The 17,471-nt window shown below is 40.2% G+C and carries 16 protein-coding genes, 4 tRNA genes and 2 pseudogenes; 12 read left to right on the forward strand and 10 right to left on the reverse strand.

Annotated elements, in window-relative coordinates:
• Position 1 precedes the first annotated feature (1 nt).
• Positions 2-2,188, reverse strand: coding sequence for a bifunctional SulP family inorganic anion transporter/carbonic anhydrase (locus I2F62_RS09680; protein ID WP_324626814.1), 2,187 nt, complete (start codon positions 2,186-2,188; stop codon positions 2-4).
• A gap of 258 nt (positions 2,189-2,446) precedes the next feature.
• A complete protein-coding gene (locus I2F62_RS09685; RefSeq protein WP_324626815.1) occupies positions 2,447-4,792 on the reverse strand; it encodes a Tex family protein in 2,346 nt (781 codons plus the stop codon).
• Between the two features lie 314 nt (positions 4,793-5,106).
• Here I2F62_RS09685 and ompR point away from each other — a divergent pair, with 314 nt between their 5' ends.
• The 4 genes from ompR to I2F62_RS09705 all read left to right on the forward strand — a co-directional run bounded on the left by ompR (position 5,107) and on the right by I2F62_RS09705 (position 9,590).
• Entirely contained in the window at positions 5,107-5,871 is a 765-nt protein-coding gene (ompR, locus tag I2F62_RS09690) for a two-component system response regulator OmpR (protein ID WP_324626816.1), read from the forward strand.
• A 28-nt stretch (positions 5,872-5,899) separates the two neighbouring features.
• Positions 5,900-7,303, forward strand: a complete 1,404-nt coding sequence (locus I2F62_RS09695; RefSeq protein ID WP_324626817.1) for an ATP-binding protein — start codon at positions 5,900-5,902, stop codon at positions 7,301-7,303.
• Positions 7,304-7,557: 254 nt separating this feature from the next.
• The gene (locus I2F62_RS09700) at positions 7,558-9,048 is read left to right on the forward strand and encodes an acetyl-CoA hydrolase/transferase family protein (RefSeq protein ID WP_324626818.1); all 1,491 of its coding nucleotides are present in this window, start codon (positions 7,558-7,560) and stop codon (positions 9,046-9,048) included.
• Positions 9,049-9,170: 122 nt separating this feature from the next.
• Positions 9,171-9,590: a GNAT family acetyltransferase gene (locus I2F62_RS09705; protein WP_324626819.1), complete on the forward strand. Its 420-nt coding sequence runs from the start codon at positions 9,171-9,173 to the stop codon at positions 9,588-9,590.
• A 62-nt stretch (positions 9,591-9,652) separates the two neighbouring features.
• Here the strand turns inward: I2F62_RS09705 and I2F62_RS09710 are convergent.
• From I2F62_RS09710 to I2F62_RS09720, 3 genes are all read right to left on the reverse strand, one after another.
• Positions 9,653-9,728 (reverse strand) — tRNA-Phe (locus tag I2F62_RS09710).
• 118 nt (positions 9,729-9,846) lie between these two features.
• Positions 9,847-9,922 (reverse strand) — tRNA-Phe (locus I2F62_RS09715).
• A 77-nt stretch (positions 9,923-9,999) separates the two neighbouring features.
• Positions 10,000-10,401, reverse strand: a complete 402-nt coding sequence (locus tag I2F62_RS09720) for a GNAT family N-acetyltransferase (RefSeq protein WP_324626820.1) — start codon at positions 10,399-10,401, stop codon at positions 10,000-10,002.
• 89 nt (positions 10,402-10,490) lie between these two features.
• Here I2F62_RS09720 and hisB point away from each other — a divergent pair, with 89 nt between their 5' ends.
• The 4 genes from hisB to I2F62_RS09740 all read left to right on the forward strand — a co-directional run bounded on the left by hisB (position 10,491) and on the right by I2F62_RS09740 (position 13,375).
• The gene (hisB, locus tag I2F62_RS09725) at positions 10,491-11,084 is read left to right on the forward strand and encodes an imidazoleglycerol-phosphate dehydratase HisB (RefSeq protein WP_324626821.1); all 594 of its coding nucleotides are present in this window, start codon (positions 10,491-10,493) and stop codon (positions 11,082-11,084) included.
• A complete protein-coding gene (gene hisH, locus I2F62_RS09730; protein ID WP_324626822.1) occupies positions 11,084-11,701 on the forward strand; it encodes an imidazole glycerol phosphate synthase subunit HisH in 618 nt (205 codons plus the stop codon). The genes hisB and hisH overlap by 1 nt, the downstream gene beginning before the upstream one ends.
• Positions 11,702-11,848: 147 nt before the next feature.
• Positions 11,849-12,580 (forward strand): 1-(5-phosphoribosyl)-5-[(5-phosphoribosylamino)methylideneamino]imidazole-4-carboxamide isomerase, encoded by a 732-nt coding sequence (gene hisA / locus I2F62_RS09735; protein WP_324626823.1) that lies wholly within the window; start codon positions 11,849-11,851, stop codon positions 12,578-12,580.
• A 165-nt stretch (positions 12,581-12,745) separates the two neighbouring features.
• Positions 12,746-13,375, forward strand: a complete 630-nt coding sequence (locus I2F62_RS09740) for a DedA family protein (protein ID WP_324626824.1) — start codon at positions 12,746-12,748, stop codon at positions 13,373-13,375.
• A 43-nt stretch (positions 13,376-13,418) separates the two neighbouring features.
• Here I2F62_RS09740 and I2F62_RS09745 read toward each other — a convergent pair whose 3' ends face one another.
• The 3 genes from I2F62_RS09745 to I2F62_RS09755 form a co-directional block, all read right to left on the reverse strand.
• Positions 13,419-13,817 carry a hypothetical protein gene (locus tag I2F62_RS09745; RefSeq protein WP_324626825.1) on the reverse strand — a complete coding sequence of 133 codons (399 nt, stop codon included), beginning with the start codon at positions 13,815-13,817 and terminating at the stop codon, positions 13,419-13,421.
• A 97-nt stretch (positions 13,818-13,914) separates the two neighbouring features.
• Entirely contained in the window at positions 13,915-14,313 is a 399-nt protein-coding gene (locus I2F62_RS09750; RefSeq protein WP_324626826.1) for a SirB2 family protein, read from the reverse strand.
• 4 nt (positions 14,314-14,317) lie between these two features.
• Entirely contained in the window at positions 14,318-14,635 is a 318-nt protein-coding gene (locus I2F62_RS09755) for a BolA family protein (RefSeq protein ID WP_324626827.1), read from the reverse strand.
• Between the two features lie 209 nt (positions 14,636-14,844).
• On the opposite strand from I2F62_RS09755, the gene I2F62_RS09760 reads away from it, so the two are divergent.
• Positions 14,845-14,920: transfer RNA gene (locus I2F62_RS09760), tRNA-Gly, on the forward strand.
• A 46-nt stretch (positions 14,921-14,966) separates the two neighbouring features.
• Positions 14,967-15,042 (forward strand) — tRNA-Gly (locus tag I2F62_RS09765).
• Between the two features lie 333 nt (positions 15,043-15,375).
• On the opposite strand, the gene I2F62_RS09770 is transcribed toward I2F62_RS09765, so the two are convergent.
• Complete coding sequence (locus I2F62_RS09770; protein WP_324626828.1) at positions 15,376-15,585, reverse strand: helix-turn-helix transcriptional regulator; 210 nt, start codon at positions 15,583-15,585, stop codon at positions 15,376-15,378.
• A gap of 112 nt (positions 15,586-15,697) precedes the next feature.
• Between I2F62_RS09770 and I2F62_RS09775 the strand changes: the two genes are divergently transcribed.
• Together I2F62_RS09775 and I2F62_RS09780 are read left to right on the forward strand one after the other, a co-directional pair.
• Positions 15,698-15,913 (forward strand): hypothetical protein, encoded by a 216-nt coding sequence (locus I2F62_RS09775; RefSeq protein WP_324626829.1) that lies wholly within the window; start codon positions 15,698-15,700, stop codon positions 15,911-15,913.
• Between the two features lie 4 nt (positions 15,914-15,917).
• Positions 15,918-17,048: pseudogene (locus tag I2F62_RS09780) on the forward strand (site-specific integrase); the annotation flags it as partial.
• Between the two features lie 266 nt (positions 17,049-17,314).
• Here I2F62_RS09780 and I2F62_RS09785 read toward each other — a convergent pair.
• A pseudogene (locus tag I2F62_RS09785) lies at positions 17,315-17,471 on the reverse strand (IS5/IS1182 family transposase); the annotation flags it as partial.

Consider the following 17,471-nt stretch of genomic DNA (forward strand, 5'->3'; position numbering starts at 1 on the left):
GTTAAGACAAGAAATTGACCTGTCCCGTTTTTACATCATAGATTGCACCCACAATTTCAATTTCACCGCGCTCAAACAAATCATTTAATACAGTGCTATGCTTTAAAATATATTGAATATTGTAATGTACGTTCATTGCGGTGACTTGATCTAAAAAACCTTTGCTTAATTCACGCGGCTGCATAATTTCGTATACATTATTCACTGAATGCATAAGTGGACCAAGTACATATTGAATATGAGGCATTTCTTTCACATCAGCAATATGTTGGCGCTGTAAATGCAACTGACACGCACTGCTTACTGCACCACAGTCGGTATGTCCTAGCACCACAATGACTTTAGAACCTTTCGCCTGACAAGCAAACTCCAGTGAACCTAATACCTTTTGTCCTGCAATATTACCTGCAATTCTTAAGCTAAATAAATCACCAATTCCCACATCAAAAATCATTTCCGTTGGCGCACGCGAATCCATACAGCCTAAAACTGCTGCGATTGGATGCTGCCCTTCATCTGCGGTCACTCGAATTTGTCGATAAATATCACGCTGTAAACGGTCATTCTTCACAAACCGCTGATTCCCCTCTTTTAAAACATTCAATACTTCTTTTGGGCTAAGCTTCGATTGTAAATCATGCGTGCTAATATCAATATCTAGTACAGCATCATCCAATTCTGCATAATGCTGTTTAAAGCCAATGAGTTTAACGTTTACCCCGCGTTGTACTGCGGTTTCATTTTGATAATCTAAAATCACCTGATAAATATCAGGATCAATACTATCTGACTGTGTTGCATCAATCACCAACTGTTCATGTCGATGTACATGCGCTAAGGCAGAAATGAGTGCTGAACGGTTTAAGAAAGTAACTTGCGATGGCAACTCAATTCGAGTGATGATGCCATGTAAATGCTTTTCTTTATAAACACGCACACCTTTATGTAAGTTGCCATATAAAATAAAAGCAATACTACTCGCTAAACCAATCACAATTCCCATTAATAAATCGGTGAGCAAAATCGCCACAAGTGTGATGATAAATGGAATAAACTGCGTCCAACCTTGTTGATATAACTTCTTAAATAATTTGGGATGCGTCAGCTTAAAACCTGTAAGCATTAAAATAGCAGCCAAGGCAGACAATGGAATCATATTCATTAATGGTACAAACAAGACCACTGCAAGCAGCAATAAAACACCATGAATAATGGTCGAGCATTTACTCTGTGCACCACTATTGGCATTGACGGAGCTACGTACAATCACCGAAGTCACAGGCATCCCTCCTAAAAAGCCAGACACAATATTACCTGTGCCTTGCGCCCATAATTCGCGGTTGGGTGGGGATGAACGCTTTTTCGGGTCTAATTTATCAGCAGCTTCTAAGTTCAGCAAAGTTTCAAGCGAGGCCACAACCGCCAACGTCACTGCACCTGTATATATTAAGGGTTCTTTTAAATAGGCAAAATCTGGAAAAATAAAGACATCATCCGCATCGACTAGAATATTCGGTAAGCGAATCAAATTATCGGCTTGAATTGCCCACGGTGAATGTGCTTTAACTAAAATAAGATTTAAAATTGCAGCTAAAATAATGGCGACCAACGCCGAAGGAATGACGCGTTTTTTAAGTGGGCTGTTTTCCCATGCCAAAATCAGCAATAAACTCAGCACCCCAATCATGGCAGCACCTGCATCAAACTGCTCAGAAATTAAGCTAAATTCAGCATGAAATAATTCTTTCCATGACAATTCAGATAAACCAAGTAAATGCGGCAATTGGGTGAGCATTAAAATTGCACCAATGGCTGCCAACAACCCTAAAATGACATTATTGGGGATGAAGTTGGCAAAAAATCCCAGTTTGAGTAAACCAAAACCTATTTGTAAAATGCCTGCAAACACAATACATAATAAAAAGGCAGCATAATTGCCACCCAATTGATCGAGCTGAGTCAAAATAACTGCCGTTAATCCTGCTGCGGGCCCTGCTACACTAATATGCGAGCCACTTAAAGCACCCACCACAATTCCACCAACAATACCTGCAATAATACCCGATAAAATAGGTGCACCTGACGCTAAAGCAATACCCAAACAAAGCGGTAATGCCACTAAAAACACCACAAGACCTGAAAGACCATCTTGCAGTTGAAACTTTTTTCTGACCTGTAAAAATGTCATACCTAAACCATGTATAAAAATGAAAATCCCTAGGTATTTCATCGTTTGAAATACCAATCTTTTTAATATGAAGCGGCATGATATTGTCTGAATACATAATCATTAAAAAGTTTAATTATTATATCTTTATGTAATGTTTTTTGTTTTTTAATTTTTTTTAATTTAAATACATGCACTTATATTTACAAATAAAATATAAGCATACACTTCTAACAAAAAACCTTCCCGAAGGAAGGTTTTCATGTGCTTGGCTAAAAATTATTTAGAACCTTTAATCCCTGCTTGCAATAACAAGGCACCTAAACCACCAATTTTTTGCTCTTGTGGTTTATCTTGTTTTGGACGCGGTGGTTTTTTCGCAGCATCGTTTGGACGCGCAGCATTTGGCGCACGTTTGGCTTGAGGCTTACGTGCGTCAGTTGATTCACGGCGCGGCGCGCGTGGCGCTTTTGCTGGTGCAGCACCTTCAGCACGCATACTTAAATTAACACGTTGACGCTCGACATCCACCGTTAAAACACGCACTTGCACAATTTGCCCCGGTTTCACCACTTTATGCGGATCCGACACAAACTCATTCGCTAACTCAGAAATATGAATTAAACCGTCCTGATGTACGCCAACATCCACAAATGCACCAAAATTCGTCACATTGGTAATCACGCCTTCAAGCTGCATGCCTTCAGTCAATTGTGCAACTTCAGTGACATCTTCACGGAATTTTGCCGTACGGAATTCTGGACGTGGATCACGACCAGGCTTTTCAAGTTCCGCTAAAACGTCCTGAATGGTTGGTAAACCGACTGTTTCATCAACAAATTCATTGGCATTCACTTGGCTGATAATTTCGGTATTGCCAATAATGTCTTTAACTGTGGTCGCTTTGGCTGCCACAATTTTGCCAACCAAGGCATAACTTTCAGGATGCACGGCAGATGCATCTAAAGGTTCAGCACCATTTAAAATACGTAAGAAACCAGCGGCTTGTTCAAAGGTACGTTCGCCTAAACGAGGTACATTTTTAAGCGCTTGGCGGTTATCGAAACGGCCATTTTCTTTACGATATTCCACAATTTGCTGTGCAATAGATTTATTTAAACCGGCAATATAACCCAAGATTGCAGCAGAGGCAGTGTTCACATCAACGCCTACGGCATTCACACAATCTTCAACCACCGCATCAAGGGTTTTGGCTAAACCAGTTTGGTTTACATCGTGCTGATACTGCCCCACCCCAATCGATTTTGGATCAATCTTCACAAGTTCTGCTAATGGGTCTTGTAAACGGCGCGCAATCGACACTGCACCGCGAATCGAAACATCGAGCTCTGGTAATTCTTGCGAAGCCAATTCACTGGCAGAATAAACAGAAGCACCCGCTTCACTCACCGTTACACGCGTCAACGTTAATTCAGGATGCGCAGCCATCATCTCTGCAACTAAGCTTTCGGTTTCGCGGCTGGCTGTACCATTGCCAATCGCAACCAAATCAACCTTAAATTCACTACATAAACGTGCCAATTCAGCAATTGAACCCGCTTTATCTTCTTTAGGTGCAAATGGATAAATGGTGCTGTGTGCCAATACATCGCCCGAGTCGCTAACGACAGCAAGCTTCACTCCAGTGCGAATACCCGGATCGACACCTAAAGTTGTACGACTACCGGCCGGTGCAGACAATAACAAATGACGCAGATTTTCAGCAAATACTTGCATGGCTTCATTTTCAGCATTTAATCGTTTGTCTGTCAGCAATGAATGTTCAATTTGCGGACGAATCTTACCTAACCAAAATAATTTTGCGGTTTGCTTTAAAAATTCTTGGCGCGCTGCTGGCTGAATCGTTTCTAGTGCATATTCCGTTTCAATGCGCGTTAATGGCAAGTCATCTTCACCATCCACTTTTAAGGTCAATACGTTTTCTTGACGACCACGCAACAATGCCAATAAACGATGAGATGGCAATTTATTTAAGTTTTCAGAGAACTCGAAATAGTCACGGAATTTCTTGCCCACTTCTTTCTTTTCTTCAGACGCGACTGCGCTTTTCAACACAGCGGTTTTGGCAAAAATAGCTTTTAATTCGACACTGAGTGCAATATTTTGCGCCCATTCATCAATAATGATGTGGGTCACCGCATCTAACTGACTGTCTAAATCAGGATAATCTGGATGATTAAAACCAACTAAAGCTTCTTTAGGTTCAATATCTTGCGAGATAATTTGCGTTGCAATTGGGCCTAAACCAGCTTCTTTTGCTTTAAACGACTTACTGGTACGTTTTGGACGATACGGCGCATAAATTTCTTCTAAGGCATTTTTAGTTTCTGCCGCATTCACCCGTGCAAGTAAATCATCACTTAACTTTTCTTGTTCTTGCAAAGATTGAATGACTTTTTCACGACGTTCATATAGATCACGCAAATAGCTTAAACGTGTATCTAGTTGACGCAGTTGCGTATCGTCAAGACCTTGTGTCACTTCTTTACGGTAACGTGCAATAAAAGGAACGCTTGCGCCTTCGTCAATTAAACGAATTGCAGCTTCTACTTGGTTCGGACGTACGGCAAGCTCGGTTGCCAACTGCTGAACGAGGTCAGTCATCGTGTTTGATCCCATAAGGAATAGAACTAAAAGCAGTGATTATAAAGACCATGCCTGTAAAATCTACCCAAAATATGCTCAAAATTTAAATTTCTTCTCATCTTTTGCAAATTAATTGCATTTTTTGCGGCCGATATTTTTATTTGAGTCATTTTATTTGGTTTTAGGTGCCTGATTTTAAACAGCAGATCATTTTGACTATGCTACTGTATATATTTGTTAATTTGAACAAATTAATACATAGCCAGAGCCAACCTTTAAGCATTATACTCAAACAATCAACAATGATATTTTAAAAATTAAGGGAGCACTTCATGAGTTTAGTGGTACCTGCAGATACTCAAGATGTAGCACTTCACGATAGCGACCGTGTAGAGCGGATTTTAGTTGTAGATGATGACGTTCGTCTGCGGACCTTATTGCAACGCTTTTTAGAAGATAAAGGCTTTGTTGTAAAAACTGCTCACGATGCTACACAAATGGATCGCTTACTACAACGTGAGCTTTTTTCGCTGATCGTTTTAGATTTTATGTTACCTGTAGAAGATGGCTTAAGTATTTGCCGTCGTTTACGTCAGTCGAATATCGATACACCCATTATCATGCTTACTGCGCGCGGCAGCGACTCTGACCGCATTGCAGGATTAGATGCTGGTGCAGATGATTATTTACCAAAACCATTTAATCCAAACGAATTGCTTGCGCGCATTCGTGCCATTTTACGCCGTCAAGTGCGTGAGGTACCGGGCGCACCTAGCCAACATATGGAAGTGGTGAGTTTCGGTCCGTGGTCACTCGATTTATCTACCCGCACATTAACCCGCGAAGGGCAAGTCGTGACGTTAACCACAGGCGAATTTGCCGTGCTTAAAGCCTTAGTACAGCATCCTCGTGAACCGCTCACACGCGACAAGCTCATGAATTTAGCCCGTGGCCGTGAATGGGGTGCAATGGAACGTTCAATTGACGTTCAGGTTTCACGTTTACGCCGCTTGGTTGAAGATAATCCAGCACGCGCACGCTACATTCAAACGGTTTGGGGCGTAGGTTATGTGTTTGTTCCAGATGGTTCAGAATAAACATCTTAAAATATCGACAGGATAGACTGTGAAACTTGACGCCATAAACCCGAAAGAACTGCTAGATTCATCTGGTTCATATGCACAGCCCCGCACAGCAACTCAGCGTTTTTTAGATAAACTAAAACCGCGTTCTGCGGCAATGCGAACCACCGTTCTTGTTGGCTTTGTGGTCTGTTTCAGTCTATTTATGTCGTTATGGTTTTTCTGGCGAACCTTGTATTTACCAGAAATTCAGCAACACGCCCGCTATTTAGCCATTGAACTCGACTTTATTCAAAACAGAGACCTTAAAATTGTTTCTAACAACAAAAGTGTCAATATTGATCAATGGCTAAAAGACCGGCTTGGGGTTGAATACGTCACTGATCCAACACGTTACCCCGTTGTTAAAGACAAACTGATTGCAGATTTTTTTACCGATAAAATTGAAAAGCGCTTAGCACTCGAAATTCAAGCCGATCGTGAAAATGTCACGGTTTTCTTTAAATTTAAACCCACCCCAAGCATTTGGATTCAAACCCCACAAATGCATGGACACTGGTTGCGTGAGCCTTTAAATACTTACGCCAACTATAGTACAGAGCTGATTTTTGGCTGGTTATTTGGTGTTCCACTACTCTGCTCAATTATTATTTTAACTTTGGTGCGTCAGCTGAATCGACCACTTAAACGCTTACAAAATGCCGCCAATGCGTATAGTCAAACCAATAAAGCCCCTTATTTAAGCACCAACCACGGTCCGCAAGAAATTCGAGAAGTGAACCAAGCCTTTAACCATATGGTTTACACCCTCGACCAAGCCGAAAAAGACCGTCAAATCATGCTAGCAGGCATTTCACACGACTTACGCACGCCGCTGACCCGCATTCGTTTAACCGCAGAATTGCTTCCCGATGAGTTTTTACGCGAAGGCTTAATTTACGATGTGGATGATATGGATGCGATTTTAAATCAATTCATTTCCTATATGCGCGATGGCTCCGATGAAGCACCCTCTGAAACTAACCTGAATAATTTATTACAAGAATTAGTGGTGCAGTTTAAACCGCTTGATATTCGTTTAGATGCCCAACCCTTACCCACGATTTGGGCCAGAAGCTTATCTTTAAAGCGCTTGGTTGGGAACTTAATTAATAATGCTAAACGCTATGGCGCAGAACCAGTCGAAATTTCTGCATTTGTAGAAAATGAAAAAATTCATATTTGTGTTGCCGACCACGGCGAAGGGGTGCCTGATGAGCAAATTGAAGCACTCATTCAACCTTTTGTTCGCGGCAATTCGGCACGTACCATTCAAGGTAGTGGTTTAGGATTAGCCATTGTGAAACGAATTGTTGATCTACATCAAGGTGAATTAACTTTGCGTAACCGCAAGCAAGGCGGTTTTGAAGCCACTATCTCTTTACCGCTCAACGCTGAAAACACATAATTTATCCATCTGCGGTTATTTTATCACCCCTAAAACATCCATTTTCCTATTCAGTGGATGTTTTTTGCTATAAAAACAATTCTTAATAATATTTTTCATATTATATTTCAAAAGCTTATAAATCTTAAAAACAGCAACAAACCTATCTATTTTTAAAAATTAGACCTTAGCCTAACAGCGCTGCTTTTTTTATAACACAAAGGGTAAAATTACTTTTACATAACTTAGAAAATCAATTTTTTGAGAGTAGAACAATGTCATTAGATCGTATTCGCTTAGCTTCATTACATGATAAAGTGGTTTCAGCTGAGCAAGCTGCAGAACTAATCCAGGACGGAATGACAATAGGGATGAGCGGTTTTACTCGTGCTGGTGAAGCAAAAGCAGTACCTTTGGCTTTAATTGAGCGCGCAAAAACAAATCCTGTAAAAATTTCATTAATCACAGGCGCAAGTCTAGGCAATGACCTAGATAAACAATTAACTGAAGCTGGTGTATTAGCACGCCGTATGCCCTTCCAAGTCGATAACACCTTGCGTAAAGCCATTAACAATGGTCAAGTCATGTTTATCGATCAGCATTTGTCAGAAACCGTTGAACAAATGCGTAATCTCACGCTTAAACGCCCAGATATTGCGGTGATTGAAGCTGTTGCAATTACTGAAGACAACCTTATTATTCCAACCACTTCGGTGGGTAACTCAGCAAGTTTTGTTGAATTTGCAGATCAAATTATTATTGAAATTAACACATCAGTAAGCACAGAATTTGAAGGTTTGCACGACATCTACACACCAGAAGCACGTCCAAATCGTGGTCCTGTACCACTAATTCATGTCGATGACCGCATTGGTGCCAAAGGAATTCCATTCGATCCAGCCAAAGTTGCAGGTATTGTCATTAACGACATGCCAGATTCTCCATCAAACGTGACCGATCCTGATGAAGAAACCCAAGCGATTGCTAACCACTTAATCGATTTCTTTGAAAAAGAAGTAGAAGCTGGGCGTTTACCTAAGAATTTAGGTCCATTACAAGCAGGTATTGGCTCAATTGCAAATGCGGTTTTAACTGGCTTTAAACACTCTAATTTTGAAGATTTAGTCATGTATTCTGAAGTACTGCAAGACTGTACTTTTGAATTAATTGATGCAGGTAAAATGAAATTTGCCTCAGGCTGTTCAATGACGCTTTCAACCAAATGTGGCGATCGTGTATTTGGCAACCTACAAAACTATAAAGACAAATTTGTACTACGCCCACAAGAAATTTCAAACCACCCAGAATTGGTTCGCCGTTTAGGCATTATTGGCATCAATACCGCACTTGAGTTTGATATTTACGGTAACGTTAACTCAACCCACGTTGGCGGAACAAAAATGATGAACGGTATTGGCGGTTCAGGTGACTTTGCACGTAATGCGCATCTTGCAATTTTTGTGACCAAGTCGATTGCTAAAGGTGGCGATATTTCATCGGTTGTACCAATGGTTGGCCATGTTGATCACACCGAACACGATACGGACATTTTAGTGACTGAACAAGGCTTAGCAGATCTTCGTGGTCTTGCACCGCGTGAACGCGCTCGTGTCATTATCGACAACTGTGTGCACCCAAGCTACCAAGCCGCTTTAAATGACTATTTTGATCGTGCCTGTGCCAAAGGCGGTCACACGCCGCACTTGTTAAAAGAAGCGGTTGCATGGCATACCAACTTTGAAGAAACAGGAAAAATGCTACCTTAATTCATCCTAGCATTTTTTTTAGGGCATCTCTTATAGAGATGCCCTTTTATTTGATAAAAGACTTATCAGAAGTCTTTTTTTGTTTTATTGTATAAATAACATTCAAAAAAATTAAAAAGATTATGTTCGTGATTCGCCCTTTTCAAGAAACCGATATTGAAGACTTAATTGGCTTATGGGAAGCCTGTGGACTGTCTCGCCCTTGGAATAATCCTGAAGTAGATATTTTTCGCAAAGCGCAGCAAAACGACCACCTATTCTTAATTGCAGTCAAAGACGAGAAGCTGATTGCATCGGTGATGGGCGGATATGATGGTCACCGTGGTTGGATGCATTATTTGGCCGTTCACCCTCAACAGCAGCGTTTAGGCGTTGCCACAGCGCTCATCCAGCAAATTGAAAAACGTTTGATTGCCATGGGTTGCCCCAAAGTACAATTATTGGTACGACAAGAAAATTTATCCATTTTAAATTTTTACGATCAACTTGGTTATGAAGAAGTTGATGCCGTCTGTGTAGGCAAACGCTTAATTCAAGATTAAATAAAATGACAATTTAAACCCATAAAAAAATCCCTAAAGTAAACTTTAGGGATTTTAGAATATGGTGGCGGGACCCAGGATCGAACTGGGGACACACGGATTTTCAATCCGTTGCTCTACCGACTGAGCTATCGCGCCGATGAGGTGTATTAAGCCTGAACTTAAAAGGATAGTCAATCACAAAATACTGTTTTTAAATCATTTGCTTATTGTTTAGACAAAAAAAATCCCCGATGAAATCAGGGATTATAAAATATGGTGGCGGGACCCAGGATCGAACTGGGGACACACGGATTTTCAATCCGTTGCTCTACCGACTGAGCTATCGCGCCAATGGGGCGTATTAAACACCTTTACATTTAAAAGGTCAAGTCCCTATTTATTATACAACGCATCAATCGTCTATTTTTTAGCTTAAATTGCTAGAAACTATATTTAACTTGCCCAGTTTTGCTAAATTACGCGCAATTGCCCCACAACCTGGAATAAAGTGCTGCACATTTTTTGCTTGTTCCTGTGCACATACTTCATCAATTAAACGTTCGGCAACACCACGCCCACGATTTGCAGGATGTACCACAATATATTTTAAGGTCCGTTCAGCACCGCTTCCGCTACTCCAAATTGCAGCAATAATCCGCTGATTAAATTCTGCCGTATAAAGTAAGGTATACTGTGACAACGCCTGTTGTAATTGTGCGATCGCCGCTGCGCCTGTTGGAAATTCAGGACTGCTATTGTACAACCGCTCAAGTTGGTCACGTTGTTCTTCGTCATCTATAGAAGTATAGACATGTACGCTAATAGGCATTGATTAACCCTCCTGAGCAAATTAATATGCTGTTTGCATATGCAACAGCTGTTTTAGATCAAAATTTGACGTTTTTGAGGAATGTGTCCATGACGCAACGTATCAGTGAAGTGGTTAGAAATACAAATGAAACCAAAATTCGAGTTCGTGTGAATCTCGATGGTACGGGGCAAGGCACATTAAACACTGGCATTCCATTTTTAGACCATATGGTCGATCAAATCAAGCGGCATGGTCTGTTTGATATCGATATTCATTGCGATGGCGATTTAGAAATTGACGATCATCATACCGTTGAAGATTGTGGCATTACCTTAGGTCAAGCCTTTGCCCAAGCACTTGGTGATAAAAAAGGTATTCGCCGCTATGGGCATTTTTATGCGCCTTTAGATGAATCTTTATCTCGTGTGGTGGTGGATATTTCCGGTCGTCCGGGCTTATTTATGGATATTCCATTTACCCGTGCCCGTATTGGCACCTTTGATGTCGATTTATTCGCTGAATTTTTCCAAGGTTTTGTCAATCACGCATTAATGACACTACACATCGACAATTTAAAGGGTAAAAATAGCCACCATCAAATTGAAAGTGTTTTTAAAGCCTTTGCTCGCGCATTACGCATGGCTTGTGAACAAGATCCGCGCGCTGCGGGTACAATTGCCTCAACCAAAGGAAGCTTGTAATGACTCGTATTGCATTATTAGACTACGGCATGGGCAATTTACACTCGGCTGCCAAAGCGCTTGAGCATGTGGGAGCAACGGTGGATGTCACCAACGATCCAAAATTGATTGCACAAGCCGATAAAATTGTATTCCCAGGTGTCGGTGCAATGCGCGATTGCATTCAAGGCATGCAAGATGCGGGCATTGATGAGGTGGTGCGTAACGCTGCGTTCAATAAACCCGTGTTAGCCATTTGTGTTGGCATGCAAGCATTATTAGAGCGGTCTGAAGAAAATGGCGGCAGTGGTGCGCTGGGTATTTTTAAAGGTACAGTAAAACGTTTTCCCGATTTTGACGGATTAAAAGTGCCACATATGGGTTGGAATCAAGTCCATCAACAGGATTCAAGCCATCCAATGTGGAATAATATCCCACAAGATGCTCGTTTCTACTTTGTGCATAGTTTTTATGTTGAACCTGAAGATCAAAACTTGGTTGCAGCAAGCTGTAACTACGGCTTAGAGTTTTGTACTGCCATTCATCAAGAAAACCTTTTTGCAACGCAGTTCCATCCTGAAAAAAGCCATACCGCAGGTTTGCAACTACTGAAAAATTTTGTGGAATGGAAAATTTAATTTCTCTTTTACGATTGGGCTCACTTGGTGGGCCTTTTTATGGCCTGAAAATCACGGATAAAACAGCACCAAGCACTTAGCGATTAACAAATACTTTGCTAAGATGTGATCAATTTGAATTCTCCTGACCAAGCAAGGAACGAAAGCATGCTAATCATCCCCGCGATTGATCTAAAAGATGGAAAATGCGTCCGCTTAAAACAAGGCCGTATGGAAGATGATACCGTTTTTTCTGATGACCCTGTGGCAACCGCAGCGCATTGGGTTAATGAAGGCGCACGCCGCTTGCATTTGGTGGATTTAAACGGTGCATTTGCAGGAACACCCATTCATAAAAATGTGGTTGAAGCGATTGCCAAAGAATTTCCAGAACTACCGATCCAAATTGGTGGCGGCATTCGTTCATTTGAAACCATTGAACATTATTTAGAAGCTGGCGTATCTTTTGTCATTATTGGCACCAAAGCCGCTAAAGAACCTGAATTTGTTGAAGAAGCGTGTAAAAAATTCGGTGGTCATATCATTGTTGGGATTGATGCGAAAGATGGCTATGTTGCAACTGACGGCTGGGCAAATGTCATGGATTTAAAAGCCACAGACCTTGCCAAACGCTTTGCCGATGCAGGTGTATCTAGCATTGTTTACACCGATATTGCCCGCGATGGCATGATGCAAGGCGTGAATATCGAACAGACAGTTTCATTGGCAGAATATTGTGGTCTTCCAATTATTGCATCGGGTGGTGTGACCAATTTAGATGACGTTCGCAACTTAAAAGGTCAACCTGGTATTTTAGGTGCGATTACCGGTCGTGCCATTTACGAAGGCAGCTTAAGCCTGCGTGAAGCCCAAATTTTACTTGACGATAACTTGCTATAAACAACGTTTATAGCAAGATGGATACAATGCCTGATGTAAAAATCAGGCATTTTTATAGAGATGCACCACTAAAACTTAAAAAATAAATTAAAGCCTGCGCATTGTTACTGACTTTAACCCAACAGGCTGCTAGGATTTGTACACTCTTTTGCCGATGCGATTGTCATGGAACTCATCAACTTTATTCTACATATTGACGTACATTTACTCGAATTTATCCAGCAATATGGCGTATGGATCTATGCGATTTTGTTCCTGATCATTTTTGTAGAAACCGGTTTGGTGGTCATGCCATTTTTACCTGGCGACAGTTTACTGTTTGCCGCAGGAGCACTGGCAGCATCGACTGGTGCAATGAACCCATGGCTACTGATTGTATTGCTGTTTATTGCCGCGGTTTTAGGCGATAGCTTAAATTATCAAATTGGTCGTCATCTCGGGCCTCGTGTCTTTAATTTAAATCTGCGTTTTATTAATCAGGATGGTTTAAGAAAGACCCAAGTTTTTTTTGATAAACATGGTGGTAAAACCATTATTATTGCGCGTTTTATGCCGTTTATTCGTACCTTTGCCCCTTTTGTGGCAGGCATGGGCAAAATGAATTACGCCACTTTTTTAGTGTTTAATGTCATTGGCGGATTTATTTGGGTCAGCTCATTTATTATGGTGGGCTATTTCTTTGGTTCACACCCCTTTGTAAAAGAAAACTTTAGTCATTTAATGTTGGGGATTATTGCCTTTAGCTTATTGCCTGCGGTGTTTGAGTTTATTCGCAACAAACGCAAAAAAATATAATCATCTTAAACATATTTAAGGGAAATCAAATGATTTCCCTTTTTTATAACTCAGCTGTGGCAGCTTTACGCACAATAATTGGACAGTTCTTAAATTTTGCTGCTTGAACAATGGCATCTTGTTGCCCCATTAAACGCGCAATTTCAGTTCGTTTGCTATTTGAAGATTGTCCCAAATTGACTGAAACGCTAGGCCCAAAACCCCAGCCACCGCGACCAAAGCCACCACCTAAACCTAGACCAACGCCCATTCCAGTTCGTTTTGCAGGTTGAACACCTTGGTCTAAATATTGTTGTAAGCGGTTATATTCAGCTTGTAACTGGCCACAATTTAATGCCTGGTATTGCGTTGGCGAGACATAAGTTGGCTTGATGGGCATGCTGGCACAGGCACTTAACAAACATACCGCACTTAAAGGAAGAATTAATTTAGATGCGAACATAGCATTCACCTCAATGAAACATTTAGCTCATATTATGAGCATAGTACAACTTTCCATGTGGCTTTCAGCTACTAATTTGTAATATCCCTCATGTTATCTAAAACAGAGCAGGTTTTATCTTCACCAAATAAAGAATGGCAAAAAAGGCAATCCACGCCAACACCATTCCACCTCTACGCTGTACCCACAATATTTCTGTGCCCGAGGATGGTTTAAATGCTTTAATCACCGAAGATACAATAACGACAAATAAAATCATTTTGGCATAGAACCAGCTTTGCACTTGAAAATGTTTCAAATACAAAAGCGTCAAGCCAGTAAGCAAAATCAGCGCAAAGGAACCATGTTGAATGAGTATAAAGATACGACGATACGGCCAATTACAGATATCTTGCGGTTCTGCTTTCATTAGAAACAAACTTTGCCCAATAAAGCTAATGAATAAGAAAAAAATGGCACATCCATGCGCAATTTTTAAGGCCAGTAAAACGTCCATTTGATTAACCTACTTTAGGTGCATGCGCACATTCTGGACTTGTGGGTGTATCACCCTGCCATTCATTCGGTGCATAGGCATGAATGGCAAGCGCATGAACTGCACCACCGCCTGCAGCCAATAACGAATGAACTGCTGCATATACTTGTTGATGGCGTTGCACCAAACGTAAATTGTTAAATTGTTCACTCACGATGACCACTTTAAAATGCGACTCTTTGCCAGGATAATAGCCGGCATGGCCAGAGGATTCATTGATGACCTCCAAATGAATGGGTGTCAATTGCTGTAATTGATCAATCAGCTGCTGCTCTAAACTCATTTTTATAACATCTCGACCTGTGAAGGCTTAAAAGTATATCAAGAATTGCGTCGCTCCGTTTTTTAACGATAAATTTCTCCTCTGTTTTGTACATAAAATGGATTAACTTAAAGTAAAAAACCGAAATTCGGTGCTATTTTACGCAATTGAATCAAGTTTTTATTGAATCCTCTTGCTTCTAAAACGATTTAAGGTAATATATGCAGCACGCGGGAATAGCTCAGTTGGTAGAGCACAACCTTGCCAAGGTTGGGGTCGCGAGTTCGAGTCTCGTTTCCCGCTCCAAATTCTTTTTTGTTTAGTTTTTTACAGTAAAAAATTATTCGACCCTGCGGGAATAGCTCAGTTGGTAGAGCACAACCTTGCCAAGGTTGGGGTCGCGAGTTCGAGTCTCGTTTCCCGCTCCAAATTCTAAAAGCCCTAATCGAAAGATTAGGGCTTTTTTATTTTTGATTTATAACATAATTTTTAAAATTCTTAATCTTCAAAGCTGAAAACTTTAAGGTATGACTACAAGTTGAAAAATGATTGAGTGACCAAAAGTGACCAAATGGTGACTCTCCCTTAAAGTCCTTTAAGATTCTTTAAGCTCTTTATTGATAAATTTCGATGAAATAATAGCACTGATTAATGTCACAACATTTTTTCGTCAATTCATCTTGTAGCTATCTAAAGTAAATCTCATTATTTTTTATGGTGACCAAATTTGGTCACCATATTTTCATATATAAAGCAAATAGTTAGATATCTTCTGCCTTGTATTTCAATAGCTCTCCGACATCAACACCCAATAAAATACACAGCTTTTCAAGTGTATCAAAGTCAACTCTTGTTGATTGTCCATTATACAACTTGTGCAATGTGGTTTTACTCATCCCAGTTGCCCTTACAACATCTGCGACTTTCATGCGCCGTTCAGCTAAAAGGACTGGTAAATTGCAAACTATCATTTAATTACCACCATTGTGTTAAAAAGTACTTGCATGATGTGTTAAATGACTTTAATATCTCATTTATGGTACTTAATACCATCATCATGATACTTTATTAAAGGAAACAAATATGAATTTAACTTATCTTACAACAAAAGAGCTTTCAGCACGAATTCACTATACTGAACGTACTATTCGTAATCAGTTGAAGGACAGCGTGCTAATTGAAGGTGTTCATTACATTCGACCTTTTGGTGGTCGAAAAATTCTATATGTTTGGGAGCGAATCGAAAAAGACATGACCGACACTGTTTTAAGTTGCCTACATACTCTGCAATTGGGATAAGGAGAACAGACTATGGCGAGTACTCAATTGTGAATATGCACCACTTGTGCAAGAGCTCACGGACTATAGTGCAGAGGAATATCAGAAGATTCGAGATGAGCTACTTCAAAATCCATATGGGCAAAATCATTGGTTTGTTATTGCACACGTGCTAGGTCATATTGAACCTGTCGAAACATTTAAAAGTTATATTCATTTGAGTTATCTCATTGCAGGTCAAAAGCTTCTTAAATATTGCCCAGACATGACCAATGAGCTAGCCAAAAAAATCATGGGCTTTAATGTAACCTTTAAAGATCTCAAAGGAACAAAAGATGATAAGAACTTTGATTTTGAAAAGAACCAAGTATTTCTTGCAACAAAATTATTAAATGATCAAACGAACTGGCTACAGAGTAATGCCTCTGACATTTTGAATGAGCTATCCGCACAAGCTCAGCAACCACATAACTTTTTTGAGTTCTTTGCAGGCACAGAAGACTCTAAAATTCCCTTTCAACGTTTTTACGAAACACTTAAATTATTAGAGGTTACGAATGATCCTAAAATTACCTCTCAACAGATGTGCTTACCAGAAGAGCTTGTAAGTTACTGGTATGGTAATGCTCAAAAATTAGCTGGGCTTAATTCAAGGAAAGGCAACCCTCGCTTATTTAGCAAAAATAGCTCTACACATTTAAGACCCTCAATGGTTGATACTGCTGAAGATTTACATGTGGTGACTTATTTTTTTGAACAGCTACAAAAAATGGCACGCAAGAATCCAATACAAATTGAATATGTGTTGAACGTATTTTTAAGTCGTGTGACAGCATCACACACAGGTATTCATTTCCGCTGGACAAATATCAATCAACTAGAATATTTTTATATCCAAGCTAAGGATTTATTTCCTACCAAATTTTGGCATCTACTTGGACAAAATTTACTGACTCAATTAGATGCTAGACAGCAACCGCAACTTTATAACTTGGCAAAATCAGTCACGCCCAAACACCCTTCTACACAAGAAGATTTTCCACGTCTGCAACTCTACTCATTGAAAGATGGTAATGCACTTGCTGCATTCAAGTTTTGTTTGCATCTTTCTTGTATAGGCTATCCACAATCTATTCAGCTTAAAGAGTTAGAATAAGGTAAGCACTCGTTGGACCCTATTTGCATGCAAGCGGGTTGGGTAATTCTGCCAAAGCAGTCATCTTTGATGATTGCTATTTTAGCTCAATATTTATGTTTTAGTCAGGTACAGTAATCTGACGTAGTACAGTATTAAACAGCATAGAATCTCCCAAATAAAAGTCCCCTGCTAACTCGGAACACATCAATTATGAAAGTACAGTTTTCTTGGCTTATATTTACATTTGGCTAGGGTGTGTTGACACTTACTGCTCAAATATTAATTTACAAGGGTAGCCATAAAAATATACAAGCGAGAGCAACTGAACTTTCATAGTTTCGTTTCAGCTTGTCATATCGAGTGGCTATCCCCCTAAATTGCTTCAGTCTACAAAACATATTTTCAACTAAGTGTCTGATTTTATATAAATACCAATCCATA

The organism is Acinetobacter sp. MD2(2019) (assembly GCF_035615615.1).
In the GTDB taxonomy this organism is placed as follows: domain Bacteria; phylum Pseudomonadota; class Gammaproteobacteria; order Pseudomonadales; family Moraxellaceae; genus Acinetobacter.